The organism is Serratia sp. BNK-17, assembly GCF_048684935.1.
Taxonomy (GTDB): domain Bacteria; phylum Pseudomonadota; class Gammaproteobacteria; order Enterobacterales; family Enterobacteriaceae; genus Serratia; species Serratia nematodiphila.
This window is the reverse complement of record NZ_JBLQTR010000001.1, coordinates 775,990-791,194: the sequence shown is the minus strand read 5'-3', so window position 1 is coordinate 791,194 and position 15,205 is coordinate 775,990. Positions and strand designations below refer to the sequence as shown.

General features: G+C 59.5%; 15 protein-coding genes. 10 read left to right on the top strand and 5 right to left on the bottom strand.

The genetic code is table 11. From position 1 onward, the window contains the following. From ispF to rpoS, 6 genes are all read left to right on the top strand, one after another. On the top strand, nucleotides 1-474 hold the full coding sequence (gene ispF, locus ACMGF7_RS03960) for a 2-C-methyl-D-erythritol 2,4-cyclodiphosphate synthase (RefSeq protein ID WP_004932594.1): 474 nt from the start codon (nucleotides 1-3) through the stop codon (nucleotides 472-474). 4 nt (nucleotides 475-478) lie between these two features. Further along, entirely contained in the window at nucleotides 479-1,525 is a 1,047-nt protein-coding gene (truD, locus tag ACMGF7_RS03955; protein WP_049242663.1) for a tRNA pseudouridine(13) synthase TruD, read from the top strand. Continuing rightward, nucleotides 1,506-2,267 (top strand): 5'/3'-nucleotidase SurE, encoded by a 762-nt coding sequence (gene surE, locus ACMGF7_RS03950; protein ID WP_033631815.1) that lies wholly within the window; start codon nucleotides 1,506-1,508, stop codon nucleotides 2,265-2,267. Before truD ends, surE begins: the two co-directional genes overlap by 20 nt. After that, nucleotides 2,261-2,887, top strand: a complete 627-nt coding sequence (locus tag ACMGF7_RS03945) for a protein-L-isoaspartate(D-aspartate) O-methyltransferase (RefSeq protein WP_044029655.1) — start codon at nucleotides 2,261-2,263, stop codon at nucleotides 2,885-2,887. Before surE ends, ACMGF7_RS03945 begins: the two co-directional genes overlap by 7 nt. Before the next feature lie 325 nt (nucleotides 2,888-3,212). Continuing rightward, nucleotides 3,213-4,211 carry a murein hydrolase activator NlpD gene (gene nlpD, locus ACMGF7_RS03940; protein ID WP_015376692.1) on the top strand — a complete coding sequence of 333 codons (999 nt, stop codon included), beginning with the start codon at nucleotides 3,213-3,215 and terminating at the stop codon, nucleotides 4,209-4,211. Between the two features lie 54 nt (nucleotides 4,212-4,265). Beyond that, on the top strand, nucleotides 4,266-5,264 hold the full coding sequence (gene rpoS, locus ACMGF7_RS03935; RefSeq protein WP_004932578.1) for an RNA polymerase sigma factor RpoS: 999 nt from the start codon (nucleotides 4,266-4,268) through the stop codon (nucleotides 5,262-5,264). A gap of 79 nt (nucleotides 5,265-5,343) precedes the next feature. On the opposite strand, the gene mutS is transcribed toward rpoS, so the two are convergent. Next, entirely contained in the window at nucleotides 5,344-7,899 is a 2,556-nt protein-coding gene (gene mutS / locus ACMGF7_RS03930) for a DNA mismatch repair protein MutS (RefSeq protein ID WP_164095552.1), read from the bottom strand. Nucleotides 7,900-8,295: 396 nt separating this feature from the next. Between mutS and ACMGF7_RS03925 the strand changes: the two genes are divergently transcribed. Then, nucleotides 8,296-8,463 carry a hypothetical protein gene (locus tag ACMGF7_RS03925; RefSeq protein WP_162882342.1) on the top strand — a complete coding sequence of 56 codons (168 nt, stop codon included), beginning with the start codon at nucleotides 8,296-8,298 and terminating at the stop codon, nucleotides 8,461-8,463. Here the strand turns inward: ACMGF7_RS03925 and ACMGF7_RS03920 are convergent. The 4 genes from ACMGF7_RS03920 to ACMGF7_RS03905 all read right to left on the bottom strand — a co-directional run bounded on the left by ACMGF7_RS03920 (nucleotide 8,460) and on the right by ACMGF7_RS03905 (nucleotide 12,078). Further along, nucleotides 8,460-9,077: a Fic/DOC family protein gene (locus ACMGF7_RS03920; RefSeq protein ID WP_164095553.1), complete on the bottom strand. Its 618-nt coding sequence runs from the start codon at nucleotides 9,075-9,077 to the stop codon at nucleotides 8,460-8,462. The two genes, ACMGF7_RS03925 and ACMGF7_RS03920, sit on opposite strands and share 4 nt — an antisense overlap. 193 nt (nucleotides 9,078-9,270) lie before the next feature. Then, entirely contained in the window at nucleotides 9,271-10,263 is a 993-nt protein-coding gene (locus tag ACMGF7_RS03915; protein ID WP_226883042.1) for a hypothetical protein, read from the bottom strand. A gap of 30 nt (nucleotides 10,264-10,293) precedes the next feature. Beyond that, nucleotides 10,294-11,265 carry an aldo/keto reductase gene (locus tag ACMGF7_RS03910; protein WP_021505310.1) on the bottom strand — a complete coding sequence of 324 codons (972 nt, stop codon included), beginning with the start codon at nucleotides 11,263-11,265 and terminating at the stop codon, nucleotides 10,294-10,296. A 12-nt stretch (nucleotides 11,266-11,277) separates the two neighbouring features. Next, on the bottom strand, nucleotides 11,278-12,078 hold the full coding sequence (locus ACMGF7_RS03905; RefSeq protein ID WP_049242664.1) for an SDR family NAD(P)-dependent oxidoreductase: 801 nt from the start codon (nucleotides 12,076-12,078) through the stop codon (nucleotides 11,278-11,280). 106 nt (nucleotides 12,079-12,184) lie between these two features. On the opposite strand from ACMGF7_RS03905, the gene ACMGF7_RS03900 reads away from it, so the two are divergent. The 3 genes from ACMGF7_RS03900 to chbC all read left to right on the top strand — a co-directional run bounded on the left by ACMGF7_RS03900 (nucleotide 12,185) and on the right by chbC (nucleotide 15,187). Then, a complete protein-coding gene (locus tag ACMGF7_RS03900; protein ID WP_049242665.1) occupies nucleotides 12,185-13,078 on the top strand; it encodes a LysR family transcriptional regulator in 894 nt (297 codons plus the stop codon). Nucleotides 13,079-13,495: 417 nt separating this feature from the next. After that, nucleotides 13,496-13,813 carry a PTS sugar transporter subunit IIB gene (locus ACMGF7_RS03895; RefSeq protein ID WP_197800193.1) on the top strand — a complete coding sequence of 106 codons (318 nt, stop codon included), beginning with the start codon at nucleotides 13,496-13,498 and terminating at the stop codon, nucleotides 13,811-13,813. A gap of 12 nt (nucleotides 13,814-13,825) precedes the next feature. Then, entirely contained in the window at nucleotides 13,826-15,187 is a 1,362-nt protein-coding gene (gene chbC, locus ACMGF7_RS03890) for a PTS N,N'-diacetylchitobiose transporter subunit IIC (protein WP_016929034.1), read from the top strand. The last annotated feature ends 18 nt before the right edge of the window (nucleotides 15,188-15,205 follow it).

Below are 15,205 nucleotides of genomic sequence, written 5' to 3'. Positions count from 1 at the left end.
ATGCGTATCGGTCACGGTTTTGATGTACATAAATTCGGCGGCGAAGGCCCGTTGGTGATCGGTGGTGTTCGCATCCCTTACGACAAAGGCTTGCTGGCCCACTCCGACGGTGACGTCGCGCTGCATGCCGCCACCGACGCCCTGCTGGGGGCGGCGGCGCTGGGCGATATCGGCAAACTGTTCCCCGATACCGATCCGGCCTTCAAAGGCGCCGACAGCCGCGAGCTGCTGCGCGAAGCCTGGAAACGCATCCGCGCCAAAGGTTACCGCCTCGGTAACCTCGATATCACCATCATCGCTCAGGCGCCGAAAATGGCGCCGCACATCCCGCAGATGCGCGTCTTCCTGGCGGAAGACCTGCAGTGCCATATGGATGACGTCAACGTGAAGGCCACCACCACCGAGCAGCTCGGTTTCACCGGGCGCGGCGAGGGCATCGCGTGCGAAGCGGTCGCCTTGCTGATCAAGGAATAACCGCATGGATATGGCGAATCTGACCTGGCTGCATGGCCGGCCGCAGAGTTCCGGGGTGTTGAAAGCCAATCCGGAAGATTTCGTGGTGGTCGAAGATCTGGGCTTTGCGCCGGACGGTGAAGGTGAGCACGTGCTGGTGAATATCCGTAAAAACGGCTGCAATACCCAGTTCGTGGCCGACTATCTGGCGCGCTTCGCCGGTATTCACGCCCGTTCCGTCAGCTATGCCGGTTTGAAGGATCGCCACGCGGTGACCGAACAGTGGTTCTGCCTGCATATGCCGGGCAAAGACACGCCGGATTTCTCCCGGTTTACGCTGGAAGGCTGCGAGGTGCTCTCGTTCGCCCGCCACCTGCGTAAAATGCGCATCGGCAACCTGAAGGGCAACCACTTTACGTTGGTGCTGCGCCAGATTTCCGATCGGCTGGACGTGGAACGTCGCCTGCAGGCCATCGCCGCGCAGGGCGTGCCAAACTACTTCGGCAGCCAGCGTTTCGGCCGCGGCGGCAACAACCTGGTGATGGCGCGCCGCTGGGCGAACGACGAAATTCGTGTCAAAGAGCGCAGTAAGCGCAGCTTCTACCTGTCCGCCAGCCGCAGCGCGCTGTTCAATCTGATCGCGAGCCAACGCTTGGCTGACGGGCTGCAGCGCACCGTGCTGGAAGGGGATGCCCTGCAGCTGAGTGGGCGCGGCAGCTGGTTCGTCGCCAAAGCCGATGAGCTGGAGACGTTGCAGCAACGGCTGGATGCCGGCGAGCTGGCGATCACGGCTCCCTTGCCGGGCGACGGTGAGCCAGGCACCGCCGGCCAAGCCTTGGCTTTTGAACAACAATGCTTGGCGGAACAACCGGAATTGCTTACGCTTTTAAAGCGCGAGCGTATCGAACCCGCTCGCCGGGCCCTGCTGTTGCAGCCGCAAAATTTGCAGTGGAACTGGTGGGATGACGTTACCGTGGAACTGCGCTTCTGGCTGCCGGCGGGCAGCTTTGCTACCAGCGTGGTTCGCGAGATCATGCAGCAGGATAACAGTGATGCGGATATTGCTGAGTAACGATGACGGCGTCAGCGCCCCGGGCATTCAGGTGCTGGCGGCGGCGCTGCGGGAATTCGCCGAAGTGCAGGTCGTGGCGCCGGATCGTAACCGCAGCGGCTCTTCCAATGCTTTAACGCTGGAGTCGCCGTTGCGCACGCAGACGCTGGCCAACGGGGATATTGCGGTGTTGCAAGGGACGCCGACCGACTGCGTTTACCTTGGCGTCAACGCGTTGATGCGCCCGGCGCCCGATATCGTGGTATCCGGCATTAACGCCGGGCCGAATTTGGGCGACGACGTTATCTATTCCGGCACCGTCGCGGCGGCGATGGAGGGCCGGCACTTGGGGTTGCCTGCCTTGGCGGTGTCGCTGAACGGCCACCGGCACTACGCGACCGCAGCCGCCATTACCTGCCGCATCCTGCGCGCGCTGCAGCGCGAACCGCTACGTACCGGAAAAATTCTGAATATTAACGTGCCGGATCTGCCGCTGGCTGAGATCAAAGGCCTGCGCGTTACCCGCTGCGGCAGCCGCCATCCCGCCGACAAGGTCTTCTGCCAGCAGGATCCGCGCGGACAAAATATCTACTGGATCGGGCCGCCTGGTGATAAATTTGATGCCGGGCCGGATACCGACTTTGCGGCGGTGGAACAAGGCTATGTGGCGATAACGCCGCTGCAGGTGGATTTAACCGCCTACGCGGCGCAAGAAGTCGTGAAAACATGGTTAACCAAGGCAGAGGTTAGCGGGGAATGGTGAATAAGCGCATGCAAACATTGCTGACGCAGCTGCGGCAGCAGGGGATCCGAGACGAAAAGCTGCTGCGGGCGATCGAAGCGGTGCCGCGCGAGCGTTTTGTCGATGAAGCGCTGGATCATAAGGCCTACGAAAATACCGCATTGCCGATCGGTTCCGGTCAGACCATTTCCCAGCCTTATATGGTGGCGCGGATGACCGAGCTGCTGAATCTGAAACCTACCTCAAGGGTGCTGGAGATCGGTACCGGTTCCGGTTATCAAACCGCTATCCTGGCGCATCTGGTGCAACACGTTTGTTCCGTCGAACGCATCAAGGGGCTGCAGTGGCAGGCCAAGCGCCGCCTGAAACAGCTCGATCTTCACAATGTTTCCACCCGCCATGGCGACGGCTGGCTGGGTTGGGCGTCGCGCGGCCCGTTCGATGCGATCATCGTCACTGCCGCGCCGCCGGAGATCCCGCAGGCACTGGTGGAGCAGCTGGACGACGGCGGCATTTTGGTGTTGCCGGTGGGCGAGCAGGCCCAAACCCTCAAACGCATTCAGCGTCATGGCAACGATTTCGTTGTCGATGCGGTAGAGGCGGTGCGCTTTGTGCCGTTGGTGAAAGGCGAATTGGCCTAGCGATTGTCTGAATTTTCGACCGTCTGCAAAATCTGTTGCACTTTCATCATGGCCGGATAAGGTTTTCTCGTTCCAATCAGGCTAATTTTCACTAGAATTGGCCTTTCTACGTAGTTGTCTTATGGTGCGGCAACGCCAATGTGGTTAGCATTGGCGCGCGTTTTGATGCTCCGGCGCGAGATGACCTGGCGTTCAGGGATCGGCCGGCGGCGCCTTTACATCGCAGAAACTGGGAAGTGGCAAAAGCTCGGCTACGATGTAAAGGGTATTTTGGATATATCACTGATATTGCTGTCATGGGGGAAGCATGAGCACGGGAAGCCCAATGATTACGTTACGCCGGGTAGCGGTGTGTACGATGGTAAGTTTGTGGTTGGCGGGTTGTACGAATACGGCCTCGACGTCGGCTCCTATCAGCAGCGTGGGGGGCGGCGGTGCCGCTCCATCCGGCAATAATAATGGCGGAGTGCAGCAGGCCAGCCCAGAGGGCCGCATTGTCTATAACCGCAGTTATAACGCCATCCCTAAAGGGAGCTACAGCGGCGGCGAAACTTATACGGTCAAGCGCGGCGACACGCTGTTTTATATCGCCTGGATCACCGGCAATGATTTCCGCGACCTGGCGCAGCGCAACAATATTCCCGAGCCATACAGCCTGAATGTTGGCCAAACCATTCAGCTTGGTAATGGTTCTGCCAACGGCGGCGGCGGCATGTTGGCGACGACAGATGCGACCAAAGGCGGTGTTCCGAAGCCACCTTCCAGCTCCCAGATCCAGACGGCAACGGTTGATTCTCAATCAACTAACGCGTATTCTGAAAACTCGGGTAAACAGAATGTAGGTAAGATGTTACCTGCAGCAGGTGCCGCAGCGGTTGGGACCGCGACTGCGCCTGTTACCGCGCCGGAAGCCGCTCCACCTGTGAGCAGCACCGTCAGCAACAGCGCTCCGGTCAGTACCTGGAGATGGCCGACTGACGGTAAGGTTATTGATAACTTTTCCTCATCAGAAGGTGGGAATAAGGGTGTCGATATCGCCGGTTCCCGTGGGCAGCCTATCTTCGCTACCGCCGATGGCCGCGTAGTGTATGCAGGCAACGCTTTACGGGGTTACGGTAATCTAATCATCATCAAACATAATGATGATTACCTGAGCGCCTACGCTCATAACGACACAATGCTGGTCCGGGAACAACAAGAAGTGAAGGCGGGTCAAAAAATAGCCACCATGGGTAGCACCGGTACCAGTTCAGTACGTTTGCATTTTGAAATTCGTTACAAGGGGAAATCCGTAAACCCGCTGCGTTATCTTCCGCAGCGATAGATTGGGCAGAATACGCTGAGATTCTGCTCGCGGTATCACGGGTAGGAGCAGCATATGAGCCAAAATACGCTGAAAGTTAACGAGTTACATGATGATGCGGATTTCGACGAGAATGGAGCTGAGGCCGAGTCGTTTGATGAAAAAGCGCTGGTAGAAGAAGAGACCAGCGAGAACGATTTAGCGGAAGAAGAGCTGTTGTCTCAAGGCGTTACGCAACGCGTATTGGATGCGACGCAGCTCTATCTGGGTGAGATCGGTTATTCACCTCTGCTGACCGCAGAGGAAGAAGTCTATTTTGCGCGGCGTGCTCTGCGCGGTGACGTGCCGTCCCGCCGCCGCATGATTGAAAGCAACCTGCGGCTGGTGGTGAAAATCGCCCGCCGCTACAGCAACCGCGGTCTGGCGCTGCTGGATCTGATCGAAGAGGGTAACCTCGGTCTGATTCGCGCAGTGGAAAAATTCGACCCGGAACGCGGCTTCCGCTTCTCCACTTATGCAACCTGGTGGATCCGTCAGACGATTGAACGGGCGATCATGAACCAAACCCGTACCATTCGTTTGCCTATCCATATCGTCAAAGAACTGAATGTCTATCTGCGCACCGCGCGCGAGCTTTCCCACAAGCTGGATCATGAACCGAGCGCTGAAGAAATTGCCGAGCAACTCGACAAGCCGGTGGATGACGTCAGCCGCATGCTGCGCCTGAATGAGCGCATCACCTCGGTGGATACGCCGCTGGGCGGGGATTCGGAGAAAGCGCTGCTGGACATTCTGGCCGACGAGAAGGACAACGGGCCTGAAGACACCACGCAAGATGACGATATGAAGCAAAGCATCGTCAAATGGCTGTTCGAACTGAACGCCAAACAGCGTGAAGTGTTGGCGCGTCGTTTCGGCCTGCTGGGCTATGAAGCGGCGACGCTGGAAGACGTAGGCCGGGAGATTGGCTTGACGCGCGAGCGCGTCCGTCAGATTCAGGTAGAAGGTCTGCGCCGTCTGCGTGAGATTTTGCAGATGCAGGGCCTGAGCATTGAGGCGCTGTTCCGCGAATAACGCCGGTTGTTGAACCGCATCAAATAAAAACGGTGAGCATGATGCTCACCGTTTTTTTATGCCCGCGTTTGGCGCCAGATTACACCATATTTTTCAGCCGGTAGATCCATTCCAGCGCCTGTCGAGGCGACAGGGAGTCTGGATCAAGCGCCTCCAGGGCTTCTACCGCCGGCGAGGTCTCTTCCTGCAGCAGCGTCATCTGGGTGGCATCGACGCTGCCCGACGCGGTGTGGCTGGAGATGGATTCCAGCTCGCGCAGTTTCTGACGGGCGCGTTTGATGACGTCGCGCGGCACGCCGGCCAGTGCGGCGACCGCCAGGCCATAGCTTTTGCTGGCGGCACCGTCTTGCACGCTGTGCATGAAGGCGATGGTGTCGCCGTGTTCAAGCGCATCCAGATGCACGTTGACCACGCCTTCCATCTTCTCAGGCAGGGTCGTTAGCTCGAAGTAGTGGGTGGCGAACAGCGTCATCGCCTTGATGCGGTTGGCCAGGTTCTCGGCGCAGGCCCAGGCCAGCGACAGGCCGTCGTAGGTGGAGGTGCCGCGGCCGATTTCATCCATCAACACCAGGCTGTGCTCGGTGGCGTTGTGCAGAATGTTGGCGGTTTCGGTCATCTCCACCATGAAGGTGGAGCGGCCGGAAGCCAGATCGTCCGCCGCGCCGACGCGGGTGAAGATGCGATCCACCGGGCCGATGGTGGCCTTGGTGGCCGGCACGTAGCTGCCGATGTGCGCCATCAGCACGATCAGCGCCGTTTGCCGCATATAGGTGCTTTTACCGCCCATGTTCGGACCGGTTATGATCAGCATGCGGCGCTGCGGCGACAGGGTGAGCGGGTTGGAGATAAACGGCTCGCTCAGCACCTGCTCCACCACCGGATGGCGGCCTTCGGTAATGCGGATCCCCGGCTGCTCGCTCATGGTCGGGCAAGCGTAGTTCAGGGTATCGGCGCGCTCGGCCAGGTTGGCCAGCACGTCCAGCTCGGCCAGCGCGGCGGCGCTTTGTTGCAGTTCCGCCAGGTGCGGCAGCAGCAGATCGAACAGCTCGTCGTACAGGCTTTTCTCGATCGCCAGCGCCTTACCCTTGGAGGTGAGCACTTTGTCTTCGTACTCTTTCAGTTCCGGGATGATGTAGCGCTCGGCGTTTTTCAGCGTCTGACGGCGTACATAGTGGATCGGCACCAGGTGGCTTTGACCGCGGCTGACCTGAATGTAATAGCCGTGTACGCCGTTGAAGCCGACCTTGAGCGTATCCAGACCCAGCTTTTCACGCTCGCGGATCTCCAGCCGATCGAGGTAGTCGCTGGCGCCGTCGGCCAGTGCCCGCCACTCGTCCAGTTCGCTGTTGTAACCGGGGGCGATCACGCCGCCGTCGCGCACCAGCACCGGCGGTGATTCAATGACCGCGCGTTCCAGCAGCTCGCGCAGTTCGTCAAACTGGCCCACCTGCGACAGCAGCTGCTGCACGTGCGGCGTTTTCACATCCTGCAGCAGCGCGCGGATGTCCGGCAGTTGCTGGAAAGCATGGCGCATGCGCGCCAGATCGCGCGGCCGGGCGGTGCGCAGCGCCAAACGCGCCAAAATACGTTCCTGATCGCCTACCTGACGCAGCGAAGGCTGCAGATCCGCGAACAGTTCCTGTAATGCGCCGATCGCCTGCTGGCGGGCGGTCAGCACCTTGATGTCGCGGGTCGGCATGTGCAGCCAGCGTTTCAGCATGCGGCTGCCCATCGGCGTGACCGTACGGTCGAGGATCGCCGCCAGCGTGTTGTCGCTGCCGCCGGACAGGCTCTGCGTCAGCTCCAGGTTGCGGCGGGTGGCGGCATCCATGATGATGCCGTCCTGCTGGCGTTCCATGGTGATGCCGCGAATGTGCGGCAGCGAAGTGCGTTGGGTATCTTTGACGTACTGCAGCAGACAGCCGGCGGCGCGCAGCGCCTGGTGCGCCTGCTCGACGCCGAAGCCGGTCAAGTCGCGGGTGCCGAACTGCAGGTTGAGCTGTTGGCGTGCGGTCTCAAGCTCGAATTCCCACAGCGGGCGGCGGCGCAGGCCGTGGCGCTGTTCGATCAGCGCCATGTGTTCGAAGTTTTCCGGATAGAGCAGCTCGGCCGGATTGGTGCGCTGCAGCTCGGCGGCCATGGTTTCCAGATCCTGCGGCTCGGCGACGCGGAAGCGGCCGGAGCTGATGTCCAGCGTGGCGTAGCCGAAGCCGCGCGCATCCTGCCAGATCGCCGCCAGCAGGTTGTCCTGGCGTTCTTGCAGCAGCGCTTCGTCGGTGATGGTGCCGGGGGTGACGATACGCACCACTTTGCGTTCGACCGGCCCTTTGCTGGTGGCCGGATCGCCGATCTGCTCGCAGATGGCGACGGACTCGCCGAGCTGCACCAGCTTGGCCAGGTAGTTCTCCACCGCGTGGTGCGGCACGCCGGCCATCGGGATCGGTTCGCCCGCCGAGGCGCCGCGTTTGGTCAGCGAGATATCCAGCAGTTGGGAAGCGCGCTTGGCGTCGTCGTAAAATAGCTCGTAGAAGTCGCCCATGCGGTAGAACAGCAGGATTTCAGGATGCTGGGCCTTGAGGCGCAGGTACTGCTGCATCATCGGCGTGTGCGAATCGAGTTTATCGGTGCTATTCATGCGATTATTTTTCCAATCCATTGAATGTAAAGGGAACTGTGATTTTCATTGTCGTCATTCGCTATCACATTGTTTCAGCAGGCGCCACCCCATTCAGCGCTTGGCGGGCGGCGCAAATCAAATTATCAATACGCCAAACGGCGCGCTCAAACCCGAGGTTTGCACAGACGCTTATACTAGCCCAGCGGGCAATCGGCTGTCACAGGTAAAAATGGGAAGCGCTGCGCAAGGCCGGTTTGCAACGAAGCGAGATTGTCGTTCGCCTGCGGGCAACAACGCAAGTGTCGCCGCCCGGAGTGGTGGTGAGGCTATGGCTCGGGAGTGAGAGGCAAGGGAATGAAGTCCTGTACATTCCTTGATATAATGTCTTCAACAAATTTGCGAACAGAGGTTGTCATGAGTAACAGCAAAAAAGTGCAGGTGGGTTATGCCAAGCCGTCCCGTACGGACATTGCGCGTTCCGTGGCGACATCAACGGCGGTTGAAACAGGTCAACCCTCAGCCAGAGTTGAAGCTTCTTTAGAAGAAGCGCGTAAAAAATTTGCTCATTTACGCCTTGCCTAATATCTTCTTAGTGCTTGACTGACCCAGTGTTTCATCGGTTCGTAGTTCATGTTCATACCTGAGTGAATCGCTGAGATATACTGGGCTCTGTTTTGCTCCCAGCTTTGATAATCCAACGGTTTATGCCCGCCCTGAACCGCCATCACATCGGCCAACAACCGTGACAAACGGCCATTCCCTTCTCTGAAGGGGTGTATGAGTATCAGTTCAACATGGATTATCGCAATCGCCTCTATCAGCTGTTCTTCGCTCATGGCTAAGCAAGGTGTGTAACGGGCCAGGTATTCCACCTCGAAATCGTCCAGTAGTTTGGGCAATCGCGTCGAAGGGGCAAACATAAAGCCCCCTTTGCTGATATTGACAGTTCTTGCTTGTCCAGCCCATGCATAGATATTGCCTAACCAGCGGCGATGCCAGCCCTTGATCATCTCGACGGTGATTTTCCCTAATGGAAAATGCTGTTCGAAAATGGAATGGTAGAGCTGTTCCAGCAATACCAATTCGGCATCGTCGAGTTCATTGCTATCGGCAATACCCAGCTTGTTGGCTAGAACTTGCTCGCCGGATTCTTTCTCATATTGGCCTTCGCTGCTGGAAACATGGTATCGGCTCATGCTTACGCTCGATAAATGAGGCGGGAGATAAGGCAAGTATAATCAGCGATACGCGGCGGAACAATTTAATTAAAATCAGGTTGTTAAGTTAGGATTAATCATTAGTCTGATTAATGGCATCGAAGTAAATAGTTTCAATTTATTGGATGTTAACGATACAACGCAAACGCCGCCCGAAGAGGCGGCGCAGAGTTTATTGCGCGGCGGTGAGAGGCAAGGGCAGTTGATAGAGGCGGAAACTGTCGGGCACTTCGGTTTCATGGCCGGGCAGCAGGCGGTGGCGGATGCGCGATTCGCTGACGAAGGCGCAGCCTTGCGGAGCGATAGTCAGGTTGACCGGCGATTCCATGCCTTCGCGCAAGACCTCAAGCTGGTGCATGCCTGCCGCCTTGGGTGACGGGATCCGCAGGATCCGCCCTTGGCCGCTCTGGATCCCGTTTTCCAGCACGATCAGCGCGCCGTCCGGCGCTAATCCCATTCCGTCCGGGTTTTCGATGAGGCGCGGCAGCTGCATTTCCGTCAGCTGCGGCTTTGGAGCGTTATAACTGAGGGTGTAGAGCTTACCGGTGCCGAAATTGGCGACAGCCATCAGCCGATCGTCGAGCAGCACGATGCCGGCGGCGCCCAGCCCGCTGGGGGCCGCTAACTGCGGATCCTGAAACAGCGTACGGAATGCCGTCTCGCCCGGTCGCAGGCGCAGGATGCCGCCGCCGCGGGTTTCCGTCACATACACCGTACCGTCTGCGCCGAGTACGATATCGTTACCCATTTCTCCCGTCGGCAACGCCAGGCTGCGGTCGAGCGTGCCATCCGCGACGTTCAGCGCGTAAATGCGGTTGGCGCGCGTTTTGCCGCCGGAGAGAAAGTCCGGCGAATTGCCCCACAGCAGCCCGCGTTTTTCGTCCAGCCGCAGCGCGTTTGAGGCGAACACCGTGTCAGCGCCGGGGAAAAAGGTTTCCCACGCTTGACCCGGCCGCTTGCGCAGCACGTTGCCGCTGGTGACAAAGCCGACATACAGCGTACCATCCGTCGCACGGGCGATGCCGTTGGGGTAAAGCGCGCCAGGCGGCAGCGTCATGCTGTTTGCGGCGCAGTCTGCGCTGACGGCAGCCTGCACCGGAGCACTAAGGGTGAATGCGGCAGCGAGGGCGAGCAACACCGCTCGCGCGGTAAGCGCATATGACATATCTTCTCTCTTGGAATGACGGAAAAGGGGCTACCAGCGCTCAGGGCGGACAGCATGCGCCATTGGCGCCTCCAGCGCGGCCACGTCTTCCGGTGATAGCCTGAGGTCGAGCGCTGCCAGCGCATCCTGCAGATGATGCGGCTTGGACATGCCCACCAGCGGCGACGCCACGCCGGGTTTGGCCAACAGCCAGGCCAGCGCGATTTGCGCTGGTGGAATGCCGCGCGCGGCCGCCACCTCCGCGACCGCCGCGACGGTGCGTTCTACCTCGTTTCTGCCGCCGTACCAACGGGGCGCCTGTTCGTCGGTGGCGGCGCGCAGCGTGCCGCCGCTGCCGGAGCCGGCCAGCACGCCGCGGGCCAGCGGCGACCAGGGCGTCAGACCAAGACCTTCCTCCAGGCACAGCGGGATCAACTCCTCCTCATCTTCACGCGTCACCAGGTTGTATTGGCTTTGCAGCGAAATAAATGGCGCCAGGCGGTGCTGACGTTGAAAGGCCAGCATTTTCATCAGGCGCCAGGCGTGCAGCGAGGAGGCGCCGAGATAGCGGATCTTGCCCGCCCGCACCAGGCCATCGAGGGTGTCGGCGGTTTCTTCGATCGGCGTTTCGGTGTCGAAGCGGTGCAGCACGAACAGATCGAGGTAATCCGTTCCCAGCCGCTGCAAGGAGGCGTCGACGCTGTGCAGCAGGTGCTTGCGTGATAGCCCCCGGCTGTTCGGCTGCGCGTCCATTGGAAAGTAGGCCTTGGTGGCGATCACCACGTCTTCACGGCGGGCGAACGCCCTCAGCGCGCGGCCGAGAATGCGCTCGCTTTCTCCGCCGGAGTAAATGTTGGCGGTATCGAAAAAATTGATACCCGCCTCCAGCGCCTCGCGGATAAAGGGGCGCGCTTCATCTTCCTTCAGCACCCAGGGCCGCCAGGCCGGATCGCCGTAGGTCATGCAACCCAGGCAGAGGCGGGACACCTTCAGGCCGCTGTCGCCAAGCCGAACGTAGTTCATGGCCTCGTCTCCTCAACGCATGCCGGCGATGGTGTAACCGCCGTCCACCAGCAGGCTTTGGCCGGTGATGAAGCGAGCTTCGTCCGTCGCCAGCCACAGCGCCACATCGCCGATGTCTTCCGATTCACCCAGGCGGCCGGCGGGCGTATGGGCGATAAAGGGCGCGAAGGCCGCGCTGTCAGCCACGCTGCCGCGTGCCATCGGCGTGTCGATGATGCCGGGGTTGATGTTGTTGACGCGGATGCCCTGGCCGCTGTACTCGAGCGCCACCGCGCGGATCATCGCATCGAGCGCGCCCTTGCTGGCGGAGTAGCTGGATGAGCCGGCCAGCGCGCCGTGGGTCAGCCAGGAGGAGGTGTTGATGATCACGCCGCCCGAGCGCTGAGCCAGGAAGGTTTCAATCTCATATTTCATCGCCAGCCAGACGCCTCTGAGGTTAATGGCGATCACCCGGTCAAAATCCTCGCTGCTCTGTTCGGCGATGGGGGCGAAGTTGCCGATGATGCCGGCGTTGTTGAAGGCGACGTCGAGCCGGCCGTAATGGGCGGTCACCGTGGCGATCAGTTGGCGGATATCGTTTTCCTGAGAGACGTCGGCCACGATGGGCAGGGCGTCGCCGCCGGCCAGCGCGATGTCGCGCGCCGTGGCTTCGATTTCCGCCGCGCGTCGGCCGGCCAGCGCGACTTTGGCGCCTTCGCGGGCATAGGCCAGCGCGGCGGCGCGGCCGATGCCGGTGCCGCCGCCGCTCACCAGTACGACTTTGCCCGCCAGACGGCGCGGCGTTTCATGAGTTGGAGCTGTAGCATTAATCATCGTATCGATACCTGGTAATGGGGTCGATCGCAATGCTATGTTGTTAGATGACGGATAACTATCCGCTAAAAATTCATCTCACTATTAGATAATTTATATCAATAGCATGAAAAAACCTGAACTGTCCGGCCTGGCGGCCTTCGTGGCTATCGCCAGTGAACGCAGCTTCCGCCGCGCCGCCGCCCGATTGGGCGTGACGCCGCCGACGCTGACCCACACCCTGCGCGAATTGGAAGCGCAGGTGGGCATTCGTCTGCTAAACCGCACCACCCGCAACGTCTCGCCGACGGAGGCCGGTGAGCATCTGCTGGCACAGCTGGTGCCCGCTTTTACCGATATCGACGCCGCGCTGGAGAGCCTGAATGTGTTTCGCGAAGGGCCGCGCGGCCTGGTGCGCATCAACGCGCCGCGTTCGGCCATCGATCTTGCCATCGTGCCGCATCTGGAGCGGTTGGCCTGCGAGTACCCCGGCATTACGCTGGAAGTGGTGGCGGACGAGGGGTTTGCCAACATTGTCGAACAGGGCTTTGACGCCGGTATTAGGCTCGGCGAGGATCTGCACAACGATATGCGCGCGGTGCGTCTGACGCCGGATCTGCGTTTCGCCATCGTCGCCACGCCGGACTATTTTCAACGGCACGGCGAACCGATGCATCCGCAGGATTTGCTGCAGCACCGCTGCATCGGTTGGCGCAAGGCCTCTTCGGGCGAGCGCTACAAATGGGCATTTCAGCAGGGCCAGCAGCGGTTTTCCGTGGCGGTTAACAGCCCGTTGATACTCGATGACGGCAGGATGATGGTGCAGGCGGCGCTGGCGCATGTCGGCATCGCTTTCGCCATCGAACAAGAGGTAGAAGAACACCTGGCGAGCGGGCGGCTGCGGCGGGTGTTGAACGACTGGTGCGCGCCGTTTACCGGTTTTTACCTCTATTACCCCAACCGCAGGAATCATTCCGTGGCGCTGAGCACGGTGATCGAGTTGCTGCGTCTGCCCACCTAATCCTCTTCACCGGCTATCGCGTTCGGATGGCCGTAGGTGAATCAAGCTTGAACTATTTTTATTCCCTTTTCGTTTGTTCAGGCGCAAATAAACCCTTAAATTCTCGGTGAGTTTGTAACTTGCTGTTTATAATTGTCATTTGAATATTTATTGCGAATATTCCGAGTCTATATCGGTTATTTGAGAGCCCGGTCACACTATTTTTTTGTGCGAAATGTGAAGGGGGTCAATCCGTCAGGTCAATGAGAGACGGTTATGTCTCCTCCTGGCTTACCGATCCGTTTTTCATGCTCCGTATACTGTCCGTAACCAGGGCAACGTGACGGAAATTTTCATAAGGAATGTGCGTGAAGCAATCGTGATTGCATCTGGCATACAAATAACACGGGGTTTTTTTGATTATCTGAGGTGCTTGGTATGGAAAAGAAAAAAATCTATCTGTTTTGTTCTGCCGGTATGTCCACTTCCCTGTTGGTATCAAAAATGAAGGCGCAGGCCGAGAAATATGAAGTGCCGGTGATCATCGCCGCCTATCCGGAAGCGCTGGTTGCGGAGAAAGGCGTTGAGGCGGATCTGATCCTGCTGGGGCCGCAGATCGCCTACACCTTGCCGGAAGTGCAAAAACAGCTGCCCAACAAACCTGTGGAAGTCATCGATCCGCTGCTGTACGGCAAGGTCGATGGGCTGGGCGTGCTGAAGGCCGCGGTGGCCGCCATCAAGAAAGCCAATCAATAACAGGAGGCCGCCGTGAATACCCTCATTGCCTCGCTCGAGAAGGTTATCCTGCCTTTCGCCGTAAAAATCGGTAAGCAGCCCCACGTCAACGCCATCAAGAATGGCTTTATCCGCCTGATGCCGCTGACCTTGACCGGGGCGATGTTCGTGTTGATCAACAACGTGTTCCTGAGCTTCGGCGAAGGATCGTTCTTCTATTCGCTGGGCGTAAGATTGGATGCCTCTACCATCGAGACGCTAAATAGTCTGAAGAGCATCGGCGGCAGCGTTTACAACGGCACGCTGGGGATCATGTCCCTGATGACGCCGTTCTTTATCAGCATGGCGTTGGCGGAAGAGCGAAAGGTCGATCCGCTCGCTTCGGCGCTGCTGGCGGTGGCGGCCTTTATGACCGTCACACCGTTCAATGTCGGCGAGGCCTATGCGGTGGGAGCCAACTGGTTGGGCGGCGCCAACATCATTTCCGGTATGGTGATTGGGCTGGCGGTGGCCGAGATGTTTGCCTTCATCGTGCGGCGCAACTGGGTGATTAGCCTGCCGGACAGCGTGCCGGCTTCGGTGTCGCGTTCCTTCTCGGCGCTGATCCCCGGTTTCATCATCCTCTCCATCATGGGGCTGGTGGCGTTCGCGCTGGCGCACTGGGGCACCAACTTCCACCAGATCATCATGGACGGCATTTCGGCGCCGCTGGCCAAGATGGGCAGCGTGGTGGGCTGGGTGTACGTGCTGTTCTCCTCGCTGCTGTGGTTCTTTGGGGTGCACGGCTCCATGGCGCTGGCGGCCCTGGACAGCGGCATCATGACGCCGTTCGCGCTGGAAAACGTGGAGCTGTACAACAAATACGGTTCGGTCGAAGCGGCGGTGGCCGCCGGAAAAGAGTTCCACATGTGGGCGAAACCGTTCGTCGACTCCTACATCTACCTCGGCGGCACCGGCTCGACGCTGGGCTTGATCATCGCCATCTTCATCGCCTCGCGCCGCGAAGATTACCGCCAGGTCGCCAAACTGGCGACGCCATCCGGCATCTTCCAGATCAACGAACCGATACTGTTCGGCCTGCCGGTGATCATGAATCCGGTGATGTTCATTCCGTTCATCCTGGTGCAGCCGGTGCTGACCATTATCACCTCCCTGGCCTACTACTCCGGACTGATCCCGCCGATCACCAACATCGCGCCCTGGACCATGCCGGTCGGCCTGGGGGCGTTCTTCAACACCAACGGCAGCATCATGGCCATGTTGCTGAGCCTGTTCAACCTGGCGGTCGCCACCGTGATCTATCTGCCGTTCGTGGCGATCTCCAACAAGGCGCAGAGCCAGATCGACGCGGCGACGGAAAGCGAAGAAGACATCGCCAAGGCGCTGAAATTCTAACTGTGGAACGGGGCGGTG